At 36.4% G+C, this 14,944-nt stretch carries 22 protein-coding genes; 3 read left to right on the forward strand and 19 right to left on the reverse strand.

Annotated features, from left to right (window positions below; translation table 11 throughout):
• From ACS127_RS17325 to ACS127_RS17395, 15 genes are all read right to left on the reverse strand, one after another.
• Window positions 1-1,620 (reverse strand): DEAD/DEAH box helicase, encoded by a 1,620-nt coding sequence (locus ACS127_RS17325; RefSeq protein WP_440896261.1) that lies wholly within the window; start codon window positions 1,618-1,620, stop codon window positions 1-3.
• Window positions 1,621-1,792: 172 nt separating this feature from the next.
• Window positions 1,793-2,326, reverse strand: a complete 534-nt coding sequence (locus tag ACS127_RS17330; protein WP_440896262.1) for a hypothetical protein — start codon at window positions 2,324-2,326, stop codon at window positions 1,793-1,795.
• 19 nt (window positions 2,327-2,345) lie between these two features.
• On the reverse strand, window positions 2,346-3,458 hold the full coding sequence (locus ACS127_RS17335) for an ATP-binding protein (protein ID WP_440896263.1): 1,113 nt from the start codon (window positions 3,456-3,458) through the stop codon (window positions 2,346-2,348).
• Between the two features lie 2 nt (window positions 3,459-3,460).
• On the reverse strand, window positions 3,461-4,786 hold the full coding sequence (locus tag ACS127_RS17340; protein WP_440896264.1) for an AAA family ATPase: 1,326 nt from the start codon (window positions 4,784-4,786) through the stop codon (window positions 3,461-3,463).
• 53 nt (window positions 4,787-4,839) lie between these two features.
• Complete coding sequence (locus ACS127_RS17345) at window positions 4,840-4,983, reverse strand: hypothetical protein (protein WP_440896265.1); 144 nt, start codon at window positions 4,981-4,983, stop codon at window positions 4,840-4,842.
• 124 nt (window positions 4,984-5,107) lie between these two features.
• Entirely contained in the window at window positions 5,108-5,320 is a 213-nt protein-coding gene (locus ACS127_RS17350; protein WP_440896266.1) for a hypothetical protein, read from the reverse strand.
• A 5-nt stretch (window positions 5,321-5,325) separates the two neighbouring features.
• Window positions 5,326-5,553, reverse strand: coding sequence for a zinc ribbon domain-containing protein (locus tag ACS127_RS17355; RefSeq protein WP_440896267.1), 228 nt, complete (start codon window positions 5,551-5,553; stop codon window positions 5,326-5,328).
• A 2-nt stretch (window positions 5,554-5,555) separates the two neighbouring features.
• Window positions 5,556-5,807 (reverse strand): hypothetical protein, encoded by a 252-nt coding sequence (locus ACS127_RS17360; RefSeq protein ID WP_440896268.1) that lies wholly within the window; start codon window positions 5,805-5,807, stop codon window positions 5,556-5,558.
• Window positions 5,808-5,822: 15 nt separating this feature from the next.
• On the reverse strand, window positions 5,823-5,984 hold the full coding sequence (locus ACS127_RS17365; RefSeq protein ID WP_440896269.1) for a hypothetical protein: 162 nt from the start codon (window positions 5,982-5,984) through the stop codon (window positions 5,823-5,825).
• A gap of 99 nt (window positions 5,985-6,083) precedes the next feature.
• Window positions 6,084-6,692 (reverse strand): N-6 DNA methylase, encoded by a 609-nt coding sequence (locus ACS127_RS17370; RefSeq protein WP_440896270.1) that lies wholly within the window; start codon window positions 6,690-6,692, stop codon window positions 6,084-6,086.
• On the reverse strand, window positions 6,692-7,744 hold the full coding sequence (locus tag ACS127_RS17375) for a tyrosine-type recombinase/integrase (protein WP_440896271.1): 1,053 nt from the start codon (window positions 7,742-7,744) through the stop codon (window positions 6,692-6,694). Before ACS127_RS17375 ends, ACS127_RS17370 begins: the two co-directional genes overlap by 1 nt.
• On the reverse strand, window positions 7,737-8,531 hold the full coding sequence (locus ACS127_RS17380; RefSeq protein ID WP_440898173.1) for a hypothetical protein: 795 nt from the start codon (window positions 8,529-8,531) through the stop codon (window positions 7,737-7,739). The genes ACS127_RS17375 and ACS127_RS17380 overlap by 8 nt, the downstream gene beginning before the upstream one ends.
• 102 nt (window positions 8,532-8,633) lie before the next feature.
• Window positions 8,634-8,852: a hypothetical protein gene (locus ACS127_RS17385; protein ID WP_440896272.1), complete on the reverse strand. Its 219-nt coding sequence runs from the start codon at window positions 8,850-8,852 to the stop codon at window positions 8,634-8,636.
• A 46-nt stretch (window positions 8,853-8,898) separates the two neighbouring features.
• A complete protein-coding gene (locus ACS127_RS17390; protein WP_440896273.1) occupies window positions 8,899-9,177 on the reverse strand; it encodes a hypothetical protein in 279 nt (92 codons plus the stop codon).
• A gap of 1 nt (window position 9,178) precedes the next feature.
• A complete protein-coding gene (locus tag ACS127_RS17395) occupies window positions 9,179-9,376 on the reverse strand; it encodes a helix-turn-helix domain-containing protein (RefSeq protein ID WP_440896274.1) in 198 nt (65 codons plus the stop codon).
• A gap of 347 nt (window positions 9,377-9,723) precedes the next feature.
• Here ACS127_RS17395 and ACS127_RS17400 point away from each other — a divergent pair, with 347 nt between their 5' ends.
• Genes ACS127_RS17400 through ACS127_RS17410 form a run of 3 tightly spaced genes read left to right on the forward strand, consistent with a single transcriptional unit; the run spans window position 9,724 to window position 11,895 of the window.
• On the forward strand, window positions 9,724-10,146 hold the full coding sequence (locus tag ACS127_RS17400) for a helix-turn-helix domain-containing protein (RefSeq protein WP_440896275.1): 423 nt from the start codon (window positions 9,724-9,726) through the stop codon (window positions 10,144-10,146).
• 27 nt (window positions 10,147-10,173) lie between these two features.
• The gene (locus ACS127_RS17405) at window positions 10,174-10,632 is read left to right on the forward strand and encodes an ImmA/IrrE family metallo-endopeptidase (RefSeq protein WP_440896276.1); all 459 of its coding nucleotides are present in this window, start codon (window positions 10,174-10,176) and stop codon (window positions 10,630-10,632) included.
• 60 nt (window positions 10,633-10,692) lie between these two features.
• Window positions 10,693-11,895, forward strand: coding sequence for a tyrosine-type recombinase/integrase (locus tag ACS127_RS17410; RefSeq protein WP_440896277.1), 1,203 nt, complete (start codon window positions 10,693-10,695; stop codon window positions 11,893-11,895).
• A gap of 138 nt (window positions 11,896-12,033) precedes the next feature.
• Here the strand turns inward: ACS127_RS17410 and ACS127_RS17415 are convergent, their stop codons facing one another.
• The 4 genes from ACS127_RS17415 to ACS127_RS17430 form a co-directional block, all read right to left on the reverse strand.
• A complete protein-coding gene (locus tag ACS127_RS17415) occupies window positions 12,034-12,660 on the reverse strand; it encodes a response regulator (protein WP_440896278.1) in 627 nt (208 codons plus the stop codon).
• On the reverse strand, window positions 12,657-13,715 hold the full coding sequence (locus ACS127_RS17420; RefSeq protein WP_440896279.1) for a histidine kinase: 1,059 nt from the start codon (window positions 13,713-13,715) through the stop codon (window positions 12,657-12,659). The genes ACS127_RS17415 and ACS127_RS17420 overlap by 4 nt, the downstream gene beginning before the upstream one ends.
• 14 nt (window positions 13,716-13,729) lie before the next feature.
• Window positions 13,730-14,491 carry a cell wall-active antibiotics response protein LiaF gene (gene liaF, locus ACS127_RS17425; protein WP_440896280.1) on the reverse strand — a complete coding sequence of 254 codons (762 nt, stop codon included), beginning with the start codon at window positions 14,489-14,491 and terminating at the stop codon, window positions 13,730-13,732.
• A 227-nt stretch (window positions 14,492-14,718) separates the two neighbouring features.
• Window positions 14,719-14,928, reverse strand: coding sequence for a heavy-metal-associated domain-containing protein (locus tag ACS127_RS17430; RefSeq protein ID WP_440896281.1), 210 nt, complete (start codon window positions 14,926-14,928; stop codon window positions 14,719-14,721).
• Between the last annotated feature and the right edge of the window lie 16 nt (window positions 14,929-14,944).

The raw sequence follows: 14,944 nt of genomic DNA on the forward strand, positions 1-14,944 counted from the left end.
TTAACTCCATAATGGCATTGCCTCCACTGTTTTCTCTACCTTCTCTGGCTTATACTCTTTTGGATTAAGACCAGCTGGTGTTCTCCACCCATTCGCTGCAATACGATCAATTAACTTTCTAGCATTCTCGAACTCCCATTTGCCTACGTGCTGAAATCCACGCTGTTCAAGAAAACGAATTTGTTTAGGTGTAGCTAATCCTTGTTCCTTACGCTTTTCTAATCGATCAAGAATCTTTGAAGCTTTTCCGGCATTGTCGATTTCATCAGGCATGATGCCGAGATTTTCTAATTTTTTAACTTGTTGCTTACTAGGTGGCTCCATTTCCCAACCGAATGACGGAACATAGCTTGATAAGTCTTCAGCTTGGATACTCATTTCAAATTGTAATGGATCTACTAGCTTATGTTTTCGTCGTTTCATTTCTTTCAATTGCTTAGCCAATGCCTCTTCACGTTGAGAAACAACATCTTCTGCAGCAGATTCTTGAATATCTTCTAAATCAAGGGGCATGCCTGCCTCTTCAATTTGTTTGGTCATTGCATTGGCTACTTCATCATTTTCTGCAATCAAGTGAGCCGGATGGCATAATTCATGTCGTTCTGTATGCCACAAAAAGTCTAATAACAATAATTCAGTTTTATCAGGGTAAAGTCGGGTACCACGCCCAACCATCTGACTATAAAGACTGCGTACCTTTGTCGGTCTAAGGACAACAATGCAATCGACTGATGGGCAATCCCAACCTTCTGTAAGTAGCATTGAATTGCAAAGTACGTTATATTTATCATTGTCGAAATCTTCTAATATCTCCGCTCGATCTTGTGATTCTCCATTAACTTCTGCTGCTTTAAATCCTTTTTGATTTAGTATTTCCATAAACTTTTGGCTAGTTTTAACGAGTGGTAAAAAGACAACGATTTTTCTATCACTTGCTACTCTCAGCATTTCATCTGCAATAGATTCTAAATATGGATCCAATGCGCTACCTAATTGTCCTGCAGCAAAGTCCCCTGCTTGTTGTCCTACTTGTGATAAATCTAACTGCAATGGAATCGTTAATGCCTTAATCGGTGATAAATAACCTTCTTTGATCGCTTTCGGTAACGTATACTCATAAGCAAGATTCTCAAAATATGAACCTAGATTCTTCATGTCTCCACGATCTGGTGTTGCAGTAACACCTAATACATTTGCATCTTCAAAATAATCCAATACACGTTGATAACTATCTGATATACAATGATGTGCTTCATCAATAATGATGGTATCAAAGTAATCTGTAGGGAATTGCTTCAAGCGTTTTTCTCTCATCAAGGTTTGAACGCTACCCACAACTACTCTAAACCAACTATGGATAGATGTTTCTTCGGCTTTTTCAGTAGCTGTTTTCAATCCAGTTGCTTTTTCTAATTTATCTGCAGCTTGTTCTAATAATTCACCTCGATGGGCTAAAACTAATACACGTTCACCGATACGTACTCTATCTTCAATGACCTTACTAAACACGATCGTTTTTCCTGTTCCAGTAGGTAGAACAAGAAGCGTCTTTTTGACGCCCTCATTCCACTGTTTTTGAATCGATACCCGAGCTTCTTGTTGATAGTCTCTAAGTTTCATAGTGTCCTCTCCTACCCTACTCTTATTCCATGTTTGTTGAGTAATGGATTATTCCGCCTGTAGCCCTCTCCTTTGAGTGCCATCAATTCAGTGTTGTTGAAATGCCCAGTGACGATAAGTAAATCACCATCAGAGAACTTATACAACGTTACTATAAGTAACCTTTTCATTTTTAAAATTGTCCTGGTGTAAATCCACCTTGTTGTTGCGGCGGTTGCGTATTAGTTGGAAATGGTGCTTGTTGTGTTGGCTGTTGGTTTCCACCCGCATGCTTCAAGTATTCTTCATACGGTAAAAACGTCTTGACTTGGTTATTCTCAATTTCATTTCCTTTATTACTTGTAAATCGATTAATTTCTAATTCACAGCGACCAACAGCACCAATAACCATATTCCAATTCATCTTTACTCTTTCACCTTCTTTTTTCTGGCCAATTGCTTCAAAGAAAGCTGAAAGGAATCCTTCTGTCTTCGAGTGAAGGAATAGGTTATTAGTAACGGTCGCTTCTCCATGTTCGCCACCATCTACTTTCAAAGTTAGCACCGCTTTATTACAAGCTGGTAAATTTGCACTTCCTGTATGTCTCCCTCTTTCAAATTTCTCAACCCTAAAGTTGTAACTCCCTTCCGGTAATAAGATAAACTCAGGACCACTTTTCTCTATCTCATCATCCCAACCTAATTCTCGTTCTATTTCTTGACTCATCATTTATGCCTCCTAATCATTATTTAAATGGTAATTGATTTCTAAAATCTTTAACCATGCCATGAACTTGCTCCCAAGCCCCTACTAGAACACCCTCTATGAAACTGACATCATAATTGGCGATTGGCGTGTCTTGCGGATAATATCCTTTTTGACCAACTACAACCTGTATTTCAGCTTCCGAAACTCCGTCTTTAGTCATTAAATCTCGTAATGATTGTGGGATTGCTGGATTCAAGGTCGGCTGGTCAAACGGTGGTGCAGATGTATCTGCTACTGCCGGTTGTTGTACAGGCTCTTGAGTAACTGTCTGTTCAACAGATGGTGTTTGTTGCACTGGCTCATTGACTGATTGTATTTGCTGCTGAACCGACGCTTGTTGCATTGGTTGAGTCTGTGTTGTAGCTTGTTCAGAAAAAATATGAGCAATCTGTGCATAGTCTAATGGAAATTCATCTGGTAAACCGTGACGGTTCTTAGCATCCCATGCCGGATGATGATTTGCATAGATGGTACGAGCACCACCTTGCGCCTTATGTTTTTTACCTTTGTCATCCGTCGATACACTAAATGTTTTATAATTCATGAATAGAACCATGTCTGCCCATTCTTTGACTAATGATGATGTACGAGCAGTTGTCTTTTTTCCTAGTTTTAATTCGTAACGATCATAGGCTCCCATTTCATCAGGTTGCTCAAACTTACGAATAATCGAATGAGCCGTTAAAACAACATTGATCCCTTGATCTACTACATCTTGTAATACATTGAGAAAACGTCCTAATTCCTCTTCTACTTTGATATAACCTGATCCATAACCAAAGTCCTCAATACTTTTCTTCTGATTGATCTGACAGATATGCTCAATACACATCCGTTCTGCCCAGTCAATGGTGTCAATGATTAATGTTTGACATGGACGATTTTGTTTCACAAATTCTATTTGCTGTAATAAAAATGTCCAACTCGATGGTTTATCCATTCGAGCCACATCCATGTTGCTTGTGGATCCTTCAGTGTCAATAAATAAAGGATCCGGAAACTGTGCAGCAAAAGAAGATTTACCAATCCCCTCGGGACCGTAAATTACGCACTTCTGTGCTTTTGCAACCTTTCCTTTCGTAATATTCATTATTAAAATTCACCTGCTTTCCATTGTTTTGGGGATTCCTCTTGCTTAAGGACCTCCTGGTTAGATGGTTCTGGCGGTATATTATCCTGTCCAACGACATAACCATCTTCAATAATGATTGAACATTCATCACCACTAGATACTCGTGTGGCTATGGCTTGTAAATCTTCTTGAACTAACCATTGTCCGAATTCCTCTAATGTTTCTGTGTCCATTTGCTCTAACTTATCTAGTAAGATAAATCCACAATTAGGCTTAAGCTTACGTACAATTGAGGTAGATACTCTTAATTTATCTGCACCACTCATGCCATCCCACTTATAACCGTTATAGAGCAAATCACCATCTTCAACGGACAAACCTTCTAATGGTAAATCTGCATTGTCTAAGAGATCTGTTTTCTTCTGACGAACATCATTAATCTGCTTTGTCAGTTCGTCATACTGAACGTTGTAGTCTCTTGCATCCTCTTCTGCCTTATCTTTATCAAGGTTCGCACGTACCTTACGATTAATTTCATCAATCTCTTGGATATTACATTGCAATTCCTCGGTCGATTGGTCTTGTAGGTCCTGTGCTGTTGTCTGAGCTGTCTGCAAATCTTGCCCCAACTGAGCATACTGTTGTTCAGCCTCTTGAAGCTTAGTTTTAATCTGTTCAATTTCTTGACCCTTTGCAACATATTGTTGTTGGATATTAGCCAACTGATCACGTTTTCGCTGATTTTCACCATTTTGAGCAAGGATAGCCTGTTGCTGATTGATTAAATCAGATGCAGATACAAGTTCCTTAGGTGCATCTGTGTAATACGTTTGCTCGTCAGCAAATTTCTTCTTTTGGGTAGCAATCTGGCCAATTGTTAATCGCTTGTTATACAACTCTTTTTCTTCATGTTCATACTTATAAAGCTGTTCACCAACTCCAATGATATGAAGAAGCGTATTCGCTTTTTCTTTGCTGCTCGAATCCATGAACTTTGGTAAGTCAATGGCTAATTCTTCTACAAAACTATTCAATAGTTGTTGTCCTGCTTTTTCACCACTCGGATCAATGACTTTTAAATCACTGTTTTTTCCTTTACGCTCCACTACCAGACCATTTGATAGTGTAATAGAAAGATAAGGGTTGGACATTGAACCTTCTCTAGTTGCATCGCTAGGCTTGTACTTATTGCCACCCAATGCCCAAGCAATGGCATCAAGGACGCTTGTCTTTCCCTGTCTGTTCTTACCACCTAGAATGGTCAACCCATTTGCAGTAGGTTCTATTTTTACGGCTTTCACACGTTTGACATTTTCGATTTCAAGTTTATTAATTTTAACCGACACAATTAATTCTCCTTCCGATTTGTGATATACTTAAAGTGGTTATTTTTTAAAGCTCACTGATTGCCGTCAGTGGGTTTTTCTGTACACTCATTACATTGTCTTGGATAACCTGTTTCACACCCATCTATTTCAAGTCCACATTCCTTACAAATGAAGCCATATTCCATTGCTAGATGATACTGCTCTGCTGGATCCATTCTCCTCACCTCCTTTAAAGTTCTTTACCGCAATCATGGCAAATGGTTATTCTTTCGTCTGTGCCGCCAATGTCAATTGTTTCATAATCTTCGTGTCTGCATTCTTCCATTTTGCTTCCCCCCTTCAAAACCAATCACCGTTAGGCTTGTACTTTACTAATTCACCATTTCTAAAATAGACTTCAATAACCTTTTCTTTGCTGTTCGCTTTAATTTCTTTGACATTGGCTAACTCAAACTGTTCTCTTGCTTCCCTGCCTAGAGCTTTTAAATGATTACAATGCGCTCTTGCAAATACGGATCGACCTTGAGGTCCTAGCTTCTCATAACCTTTCAATGTGTTCACCTCCCTACTCCCCATTCCTTATCGTCAAATTCATCGTAGTACTCAAACATCTTAGCTCCACACATAGGACAATAATTCCAACCATCCTCTAAATATTCATCACAATTTGAGCAAAAAGCTTCAGATTCATCTCCTGCTGAAAAATAACTTTGATAAGCTGGCGTGTAATATACTTCAGCTGTTAAAATTGTATCTTTCTTTGTTTTTCTGTATTTACGTTTCATAATCAAAACCAATCCTTCCTACGCTGCACCATCTGATCAGTTAATTCTCGTAACGTTTCTTCCGCTACTTTAGTAGTATTTAATCGACTCAATTCCGTAATCATTGTCGTTGCATGACGCATACACTGTTCGGCGTTTTTAAAGTTACCTTTTGCCAATTCAAAGTTGGCCAGGTTAGTATAATACTCATAATAGTCGTTGAGCTTGACCGCTCGATCATGGTCCGATTTTAAATAATGCTTAAGACTTATCATCAATCAAACCTCCCTTTACATTTTTAAGGCTGCAACCCAACCAATTTGGTTTATCACAATAACAAAGATTGCTAGATAATAGAGCTTGATAGGTACTTTGTCATCTGTGATATATCGCCTCATATCGATTGCATGGATCACCCATAACACAATAATTATTAAACTATAAATCATCATCTGCAGATCCTCCGATCTTTAGCGCTAGATAAATATTAAAAAGTCCTGTCAGACAACTAAATATGACGATTAAAAGAAAGACGTTTATTAGTAAATGCATTAAATCAACTCCTGACTTGTCCATTTTTTAATGTCTAATTCTCGTTCCAAATCCTTTTTTTTAGGCATTTTAATGACTTCGCTGTATGCCATAAAGTCGGATGTGTCATTTCGGATAAAGTAAACTTCTTTAAATTCCCTTGATAAGCTATCACCGTGAAGCACAACCCCATTCATACCTCTAACGCTCATATTAAATATTAGGAATGGTATTGCCCTGTCTGATAATTCCTCAACTTGATACCAATAAGCACGCGGATCGTATTCAATCGGATGTTTGCTACATCTATGCTCATGCCAAGCTTGTATCATAATTCCGCCTGTTCCTGCAGTGGATTCAAAATAAACGTTACTTTGACCAGTTAGTTTAGCTAATAGTTCTGATACACTATTGGGCGTGAAGTCTTGTTTCTTAACTTTCCTGTCCGAATGCTCGTTTTCAAAATACCCCTGGAACCACTCATAACTTAAGTCATGTTCATGTTCTAAAAACTCATCAAACAGCAACGGTCTCTGATTATCATCAAGCATTAAATCTAACATTTTAGCTGGGGCTTGATAGCTTTCTGTTATTCCTAATAATTGATTAATAGTTTCGGTTGATAGCATTAGATCAACTCCAATATCTTTTTATTGCCCTTTTGCTCTGTATCTTTTAACAAGTGTCCATACACCCTCTGAATCATATCTGTATCTGTATGTCCTAAACGTTTAGCAACAACGTCTATCGGTACTCCTTGAGCAATTAAAATGGAAGCGTGTGTGTGCCTAAGCTTATGCAATGTTATCGGTTCGATTTTTAAACAAATTAAGATTAATTTAAGAGCATGGTTTATCGTACTGTTAAATACTTGCAAACCTTTTTTTATAAAAATCGCATGTTGATTGATTTCTATTTCGCATTTATCCAACCACGCTAAATAGATTTCTAAGACTTTTAAAAATTCAATATCAACCGGGATTTTTCGAATGCTTGATAAATTTTTTGTAGGGACAAACGTTTTATCGTATTTATAATCCCAAGTCTTATCAATGTTCAATAATCCGTTTTTAAAATCTATATCTTCTTTAGTGAGACCTAATATTTCTGAATACCTGGCTCCCGTTTTTAATGCGATATAGATAATGCACAAACGCATTTGTAGAGGATATTCACTACTTGGAAAAATGGCGACTTCCTCGGACAATTCGTTTTTTAATTTATAATTTTCCGAATCCGATCGTTGAAAATTAACGTGCATAAGACCTAATAAAAACATTTTTAATCTTCTATATTCATCAATCTCTAACCACTTTTTAGCTTCACGAACTTGTTTTTGTTTCGCCACATCCCAACCATCTTCGATGGTGACCAATTCAATTTTTCCACCAGGATTTGTTTTAATAAGACCGTCAAGTTGAGCATCTGCAAAACTAGCTTTAATTGTCATTCGTGTACCAAGGACAGTGTTCTTGCTTCTTACTTTTCCATAGTCATTCATAAAATTTTGTACATCTTTTCGGGTTATTTTAGACAAGGGTGTTTTTCCTAAGGCGCTTTTTGCAATGATCCCATGCAAAACGTAGTACTTATCAGATGTCACTTGACGTATTTTAGGTAATCGGTAAGTCTCAAACCAATGTTCAAAATAATCGCTATACAACATATTTCTGTTAACCATATGCCTTCACTTCTTTCTCCAACTTATAAGGAACACCGTTTTTAAATCGATAGCCCATTCGTTCTGCTTTACCACGAACTGCTAGTGCGCTTTTGTTCATTCGCGTTGCAATCACATCAAAGCAGTATCCTTTGTCCAGCAAATCAACAATTAAGTCTTCTTCTTCTTTCGTATACTTGATGTGGTTCGGTAATCTAATGGGTCTTGCTTTTAAATCGAGGTCATATATGCGTCTTTTTATTGCACCTTGACTACGATTCAATTCGACTGCTATTCGAGGATACGTGTACTCAAACTTGTTGAGCATCCACTTTAACTTTTCGTCATCGGTTCTACTCCAAGGTGTATTATGCGGTTTAGGAACATACTGTTTTTTAATTTGGTCAGCTTTCCTTTTTTCTGCCACCCAAATGGGTTCGGGTCCAAGTGACAGTCTTTCCAAACGACTAAAGTCCAACATATGTTTATTTTCTTTAGCCCATTTCCAGAAATCTTTATAAGTTACAACCAAAACCTCATCTTTAAGCGCAAATACTTTTGTTTTTGCTGGAAAACCATAAATTTTTGTCCAATTTTTTAATATGCTATAATGCGTGTTTAAGACAAGTGACAGTTGGTTTAACGTAATCCCGTCATAATGTGTTCGGGCATCACCAAGTCCTAATCTTTGAGCTTTTAACTTAACTGCATTTTCTGATCTTCCTAATTTAAGTGCAATCCTCCGAATACTTGTTAATCCCCATCTCTCTTGCAAAAAACTAATTTCTTCATCTGTCCAAAACTTCACTTTGGGCAATTAAACCCCACCTTTCGAGTGCATAGCCATTCTTAAAAACTCTCTTTTTAAGCTTCCAGGTAATAATACCCAATCCTTAGCTTTAATAATCATCTACAACGCCTCCATATTAACTTTTTCGTACAAGTCCATAACGTCCTCGTTTTTCCTCAACCAATCAGGTTCTAACGAGTACGGTATGTTAAATACTTCTTCCATGTCCTTCATCAATCTTTCAGCAGGTTCTTTGCGATCTTTTTGTTTTAACTGCATGATACGGTCAAAGCGGGCTTCGAATATCTTTAGCCTGTTTTGTCTTTTTTGTTTTTGCATGGTCTAACCTCTTTTCAACGTCTGTCCACGTATTTTTTATTTTTAGTTACCATTTTTCATAAACAATTTCTTTGATGACCGGGATAAGTTCATCAGTAAAATACATGCGTTTTCTTGATTTTTTTCGCTCAATAGCTTTTATTCTTACATCCGACAAAAGCTCATCTTCAATAAACCGTTTGCTTAAACACATTCTTTTAGCTAGCGTGTCCACATCTAGCATGATAAAGAATCCGTCTGCTAGTGCATCTACTCTTTGTTTAATGTGTTCTATTATTTCCGACTCATTGACTTCAACTTTGACCGTTGCAGTAGGGGATGTCATGTTAATCACCTCGCTTAATCCCGAGTATTTCTTGAACCGCCTTTAAATGTTCTTGAGCTTTCTTTCCTGTACGTCTTCCAAGCAAAATATCAGATAAGTACGGTTGAGTAATTCCTAAATGATTAGCTAAATCCGTTTGCGTCATTCCGACTTCACGGAGTTTTGCACGTACTCTAATGCTAAATTCTTCGTGTGACATTGTTTTTACCCCTTTCCTCATTGATTAGCGTTGCTACCACCACATAAGCTATAAGCCTGAATAAGGTATATATTTTAAAGAAAGCTATAAAATTAGCTATAAGTGTTGACAAATATTAAAGAAAATTATAGAATACAGACATAGCTAAATAAGACTTTAAAAAGCCTGTCGCAATACATTTTGTCGCCTGCCAGCTCAAAATTTCGCGTTTACCTGGGTCGTATTTTTTATTGTCTTTTATAGCTAATTAAATAGCTTATCTAGAGTATATTAAAGATTTTTATAGATGTCAACAAAATATTAAAGAAATCTTTAATTTATTTCTGTGAGCTTCTAGGATGGTTGATATGACTGCATTTGATATAGTAAAAAAATTATGCGGAGAACAAAAGATTGCAATTGTTGAATTAGAAGAAAAGTTAGGTTTTAGCAGAAACTCCCTTTATTCATGGAAAAAAAATAAGCCGTCTTCGGACAAGTTGGAGAAAGTGGCTGACTTTTTCAACGTATCTACCGACTATCTCCTAGGTCGTACAGATAAAAAGCAATACGACGACAGTTTGACCGAGAAAGATGAGAGGGATATTGCAAAACGAATGGCAAAAATGCGTCAGGATTTAATGGAAGGTAACGATGGAGATGGTTTAGCCTTTTCAGGTGAGCCAATGAGTGAAGAAGCAGTTGAATCATTATTAGAGGCATTAGAGTTCGTCGAAAAGCAAACTACCAAAATTAATAAAAAATATACTCCAAAGAGGAAGAGAAAATAGTGGTGTAGTAATCTATGGGGGTTAAGTATGCGTATAAAAAAGATTGCTGAACAATTAATAAACCAATATGACACAAATGACCCTTATCTTTTAGCTGAACATTTAAATATCATCATATTTGAGAAAGGTTTACACGAAGAAATTATGGGTTTTTACAAGTATAACAGGAGAAATAAATTTATCATTCTCAATACAAATTTAAACGAACAACTTAAACAGTTTACAGCTGCACATGAGCTTTCTCATGCCATATTACACCCTAGATCAAACACACCATTTTTAAGAAAAAATACGCTGTACCCTGTTGGAAAGATCGAAAGAGAAGCTAATCAACTCGCTGTAGAGTTATTGCTTCCTGATCAATCCATCTACGAACATAAGCATACTAATATGACAATCAACGAAATTGGAGGTGTCTATAATATTCCGGATGAGGTAATTCACCTTAAAAATTTTTACGATTCAGACCAAACAAACATTCTCTAAAACTGAAAGGTGGTGATAAAAAAACAACATCCTTAAAACGTCTGTCCACGTTAGAAAAGGATGAGAAAATTGAAATTATACAAATCAAAAAAAGACCCAGAATTGTATTATTACTTTAATGCAAAAGGTGAAAAGTTGTGGTGTTTTCGTCATAAATATTATGATGACAGTGGAGAGAGAAGAGAAAAAAGCAGGCAGGGGATAGAAACAGAAATAGAAGCATTAAGGGAATTATTAGATGTAAAAGCCTTAACGCTTCGAGGTGCTAGCAAGCAAATAGAATCTGATCAATTGACTGTATCCCAGTGGATTGATGTATGGTATAAATCAAATAAAAGTGCTTGGAAGACGTCCACGCGCAACCATAGAAAACAACTTATACAATTACACATTAAACCTATGTTAGGACATTATAAGTTACAAAAACTCGATAAGATGACGTACAAGCGTGTGTTTATCAATGGTTTGCTTGCTAAAAAACTTAGTATCAGTACAATAAAATTATATCATCAAGTCTTTAAAATTGCGATAAATGCAGCGGTTGATGATGAAATACTAACAAGGAATCGCTTTAATAAAATTGTTATTAAAGACCCTGCTTCACACATTAAAAATAGGGCTGAAGAAAACTTTTTAACTGTGGAAGAGTTAAATAAGTTACTTTCCGTTACCCAGTCAAAGGCAAATATAACTGTCTACACAATATTTTTACTCCTAGCCTATACCGGACTTAGACGTGGTGAAGCTCGTGGTTTACAGTGGAACAATATTGACTTTGACAATAAAACCTTAACGGTAGAAAGAACTAAAGATGATGGTGGTGGAGTACGTCCACCAAAAACCAAAAACAGTTATCGAACAATCTTAATTGATGACGTGCTTGTGCAGCAACTAAAAAAATATCAAGTTTGGTGTAAGGAAACTTTGATCCGGTTTGGCAAAAAAATGACCAATGATACATTTATTTTTATCTCCCAAAAACACTGTACTCCTATATCAGACACTGTAATGAACTACAACCTTGATAATATGGTTAATATGGCTGATGTGAATAGGATAACTCCACACGGGTTCAGACATACCCATGCGACCATTTTAATAAGTAAGGGCGTCAATGTAAAAGTGATTGCTGATCGTTTGGGAAATACTCCTGCTATGGTTATGGAAATTTATAGCCATTCATTTAAGCAGTTAGAGGCGGAAAGTGTGACCTTGTTTAGTGAGAGTTTAGAAACGGTTGGGGGACATTCTGGGGGGCGTTAATAAAAAAGCCCCCTTATCCCTTGATATTAATAGGTTTCCTGAGTTACTAAGACATTATACGACAAAAAGAGACAAAGCTAAAGGCTAAGCCCCTCTTCTTAAAAAGACGTATGTGCTATGACATGAAAATAGAGTGAATTATAGTAAATGATGACGATGAGCATAAACAGCTGCTTGTGTCCGATCATGAACATCTAACTTTCTCAGAATATTACTCACATGTGTTTTCACCGTTTTTATCCCGATAAATAACTGATCGGCAATTTCTTGATTGGTTGCGCCATTAGCCAGGCAAATCAACACTTCAAGCTCTCTTTCCGTAAGCTGATCATGTAAAGTTGATTGTTTTCCTTGAAAATGGGTCATCACCTTATGAGCAACCTTTGGCTCAATAACATTCTCTCCATGGTGAGCTTTTTTAATAGCGGTCACAATTTCTTCAGCTGAAGCTGTTTTTAATAAATAACTGAAAGCACCGGCTTCTAAAACAGGGAAAATTTGTTTATCATCATAATAGCTTGTTAAAACAATCACTTTGCAAGCAGGGAAAATGGCCTTAATTTGTTTGGTCGCCTCAATACCGTTACCATTTTCCATAATTAAATCCATTAGCACAACATCCGGCTTTCGTTCTAAAACAATATCAACACTTTCGTCACCACTGCTTGCCTCACCAACCACTTCAAAATCATCTTCAGTTTCTAAATAAGCAATAACACCTTTCCTGACCACATCATGATCATCAACGACAACAATCCGAATCATGTGTCAGCCTCCTGTCTTGGAAAAGGAACACGAATATCTATGTATGTTCCATCCCCTTTCTTTGTTCTTAAGTTAAATTGTCCACCTATTTCTTCACTACGTTCTCGCATCGTTTTTAAGCCATAGGACGTTTTCTTTTGATCCGCCAAAGTCCAATCAAAGCCCTTACCATTATCAGCCAAATGAACAAAAAGATGTTCCGGTTCATGGCTGAGGACAATTTTAACCTTTGTTGCATCTGCATGACGCAATGTATTCGACAAGCCCTCTTGAATAATACGAAAAATATGCTCCTCTGTAAACCGTGGTAACTTATTGACTTGATCAATATTTACTTGAAAATCAATCTCACTTTTTGTTTTTAATTCAGCAATTAAATTATGAATACCATCACTCAATGATTGATCAGACAAATGAATCGGTCGTAAATGTAATAAAAGTGCACGCATTTCTGTTTGAGCCTTCATTGCAGTCTCCGCAAGATCGGCAACTTGTTGTTGTACCTTTTCTGGATGCCTTTCAATTCCGCGCACAACTGCTTTTGACATCATTGTCAAGGCAAAAAGCTGTTGACTAACAGAGTCATGTAGATCACGTGCTAAGCGTTGCCGCTCTTCAATAGTTGCAATCTTATGCGCCCTCTCAGCATAAGCCGCTTTCTCATCTGCTAATCGTTGCAAATAATGAACTTGGTCATCTAATTTTTGAGCTAATTCATTTAGCTCTGTTCCAATTCTAGACACCTCTCCAGGTTCTTCAAGACGAAAGCGAGACGAATAATTACCACGTGATAATTGCATAATCATTACCGAGAGGTCATCAATTTGTGATTTCAATTTACCACTTGATCTAAAACCAATTAAGATAGCATATAAAGAACCAACTAAGAAGTGAATAAATGAAAACAAAACAATATTGACTTGATCGAGCCAGTCTGGATCTATAGTGATATCAACAATTGTTAAAGCAATAAGTATGGTAATCGAAACAAAAAAAACTGTTGATAATTGTGCTTGAATGTACGAATACCGAATTGAATTCAGTTTTTTAAACAAGTCAACCACCTTCCTTAAATACGATCCACCCTAATTGAACCTGCATTTAATTTTAAATTAAATGTTAGCTTGCGCGTAGCTGTTTCATAATCAGCTGTTTGATAAGTTAACACTCTATTGATTCCCTGAGTTGTCTGATCTAATAAAACAATTTCACCTGCATGAACCGTAGCGCGAATTGAAAAATCAACATGATCGGGTAAAATAATATTGATATCTCCAGCTAAACCATGAATCGTAATCGGTGTATTTTCATCTGGAATAAATGCTTTGGTAAAATCCATCGTATGATCACCAACTGCATTCCAAATATCAATTGGTTCAACTTTCCAATTGGTCGTATTGTAGTTGTAATCACCAATAATAACCTTGTCACGCTTCTTCCATCTATTTGAATATGTCTCTGAATCATTCGTATCACTAAAAACTTTAAACCTTCTTCTCTGTGGGATGCCTAAAAAATAAAGACCAATAAAAATGAGAATGAGCGGCCAAAGTTTATAAATATCCCAAAAACCAAAAGTAAGGTAATTAAATCGATCGGCTAACAAAAGTGAACCAAAAATAATTAAAAATAATGGTGTACCATAACCATTAAAGCCTTTAAAAGCTTGATAGATCCATTTCAATCCTATCAAGATAAAGAAACTTGGATAAATATAATACCACCAATCGCCGATTGACCATGTCACAATATCAAGATTCTCTAAGACAAGAATAACACCTACTAAAATGATAAATATTGCTATAATAGTACGAAAAAAACGACTTCCCATTCTTATTCTCCCTTTCTTTTTTTAGTGTCGTTCTATTCTTTTTTTAATGCTATATCTATTATACTAATTATATCATTTACTGAAACAACCGTAAGCATGGTTTTATCTCAGTCTTAAGTTGGAGTTTTTCATTTTTTAAAAATAAACAAGAATTTTCTTACCTTAAAATAAAAAACGCGATTCATCAATCGAATGCTTTCGACTGTTGAACCGCGTTTTTCTAATGATTAACTAAGTACTGGGTAGCCTAACTTTTCAATAGTTTCTTTTAATTGATCTGAAGATGCTTGTTCTTGATCATAAGTGACTTTTACCTTACTTGAATTAAATAGTACTGACACCTCTTTCACACCATCCATTTTAGTTAAAGTTGTCTCAATTTTTCTAATACATGATGGACATGAAAGGGGTTCTAATTGAAATTTGGCTGTTGTCATCATTTATCTCTCCTTT

The organism is Amphibacillus sp. Q70 (genome assembly GCF_052055485.1).
Classification (GTDB): domain Bacteria; phylum Bacillota; class Bacilli; order Bacillales; family Amphibacillaceae; genus Amphibacillus.

Coding starts and splice junctions, on each gene's coding strand:
- ACS127_RS17325 (WP_440896261.1), bottom strand. CDS start 1,620: ATGAAACTTAGAGACTATCAACAAGAAGCTCGGGTATCGATTCAAAAA.
- ACS127_RS17330 (WP_440896262.1), bottom strand. CDS start 2,326: ATGAGTCAAGAAATAGAACGAGAATTAGGTTGGGATGATGAGATAGAG.
- ACS127_RS17335 (WP_440896263.1), bottom strand. CDS start 3,458: ATGAATATTACGAAAGGAAAGGTTGCAAAAGCACAGAAGTGCGTAATT.
- ACS127_RS17345 (WP_440896265.1), bottom strand. CDS start 4,983: ATGGATCCAGCAGAGCAGTATCATCTAGCAATGGAATATGGCTTCATT.
- ACS127_RS17355 (WP_440896267.1), bottom strand. CDS start 5,553: ATGAAACGTAAATACAGAAAAACAAAGAAAGATACAATTTTAACAGCT.
- ACS127_RS17360 (WP_440896268.1), bottom strand. CDS start 5,807: ATGATAAGTCTTAAGCATTATTTAAAATCGGACCATGATCGAGCGGTC.
- ACS127_RS17365 (WP_440896269.1), bottom strand. CDS start 5,984: ATGATGATTTATAGTTTAATAATTATTGTGTTATGGGTGATCCATGCA.
- ACS127_RS17370 (WP_440896270.1), bottom strand. CDS start 6,692: ATGCTATCAACCGAAACTATTAATCAATTATTAGGAATAACAGAAAGC.
- ACS127_RS17375 (WP_440896271.1), bottom strand. CDS start 7,744: ATGGTTAACAGAAATATGTTGTATAGCGATTATTTTGAACATTGGTTT.
- ACS127_RS17385 (WP_440896272.1), bottom strand. CDS start 8,852: ATGCAAAAACAAAAAAGACAAAACAGGCTAAAGATATTCGAAGCCCGC.
- ACS127_RS17390 (WP_440896273.1), bottom strand. CDS start 9,177: ATGACATCCCCTACTGCAACGGTCAAAGTTGAAGTCAATGAGTCGGAA.
- ACS127_RS17395 (WP_440896274.1), bottom strand. CDS start 9,376: ATGTCACACGAAGAATTTAGCATTAGAGTACGTGCAAAACTCCGTGAA.
- ACS127_RS17400 (WP_440896275.1), top strand. CDS start 9,724: ATGACTGCATTTGATATAGTAAAAAAATTATGCGGAGAACAAAAGATT.
- ACS127_RS17405 (WP_440896276.1), top strand. CDS start 10,174: ATGCGTATAAAAAAGATTGCTGAACAATTAATAAACCAATATGACACA.
- ACS127_RS17410 (WP_440896277.1), top strand. CDS start 10,693: ATGAGAAAATTGAAATTATACAAATCAAAAAAAGACCCAGAATTGTAT.
- ACS127_RS17415 (WP_440896278.1), bottom strand. CDS start 12,660: ATGATTCGGATTGTTGTCGTTGATGATCATGATGTGGTCAGGAAAGGT.
- liaF (WP_440896280.1), bottom strand. CDS start 14,491: ATGGGAAGTCGTTTTTTTCGTACTATTATAGCAATATTTATCATTTTA.
- ACS127_RS17430 (WP_440896281.1), bottom strand. CDS start 14,928: ATGACAACAGCCAAATTTCAATTAGAACCCCTTTCATGTCCATCATGT.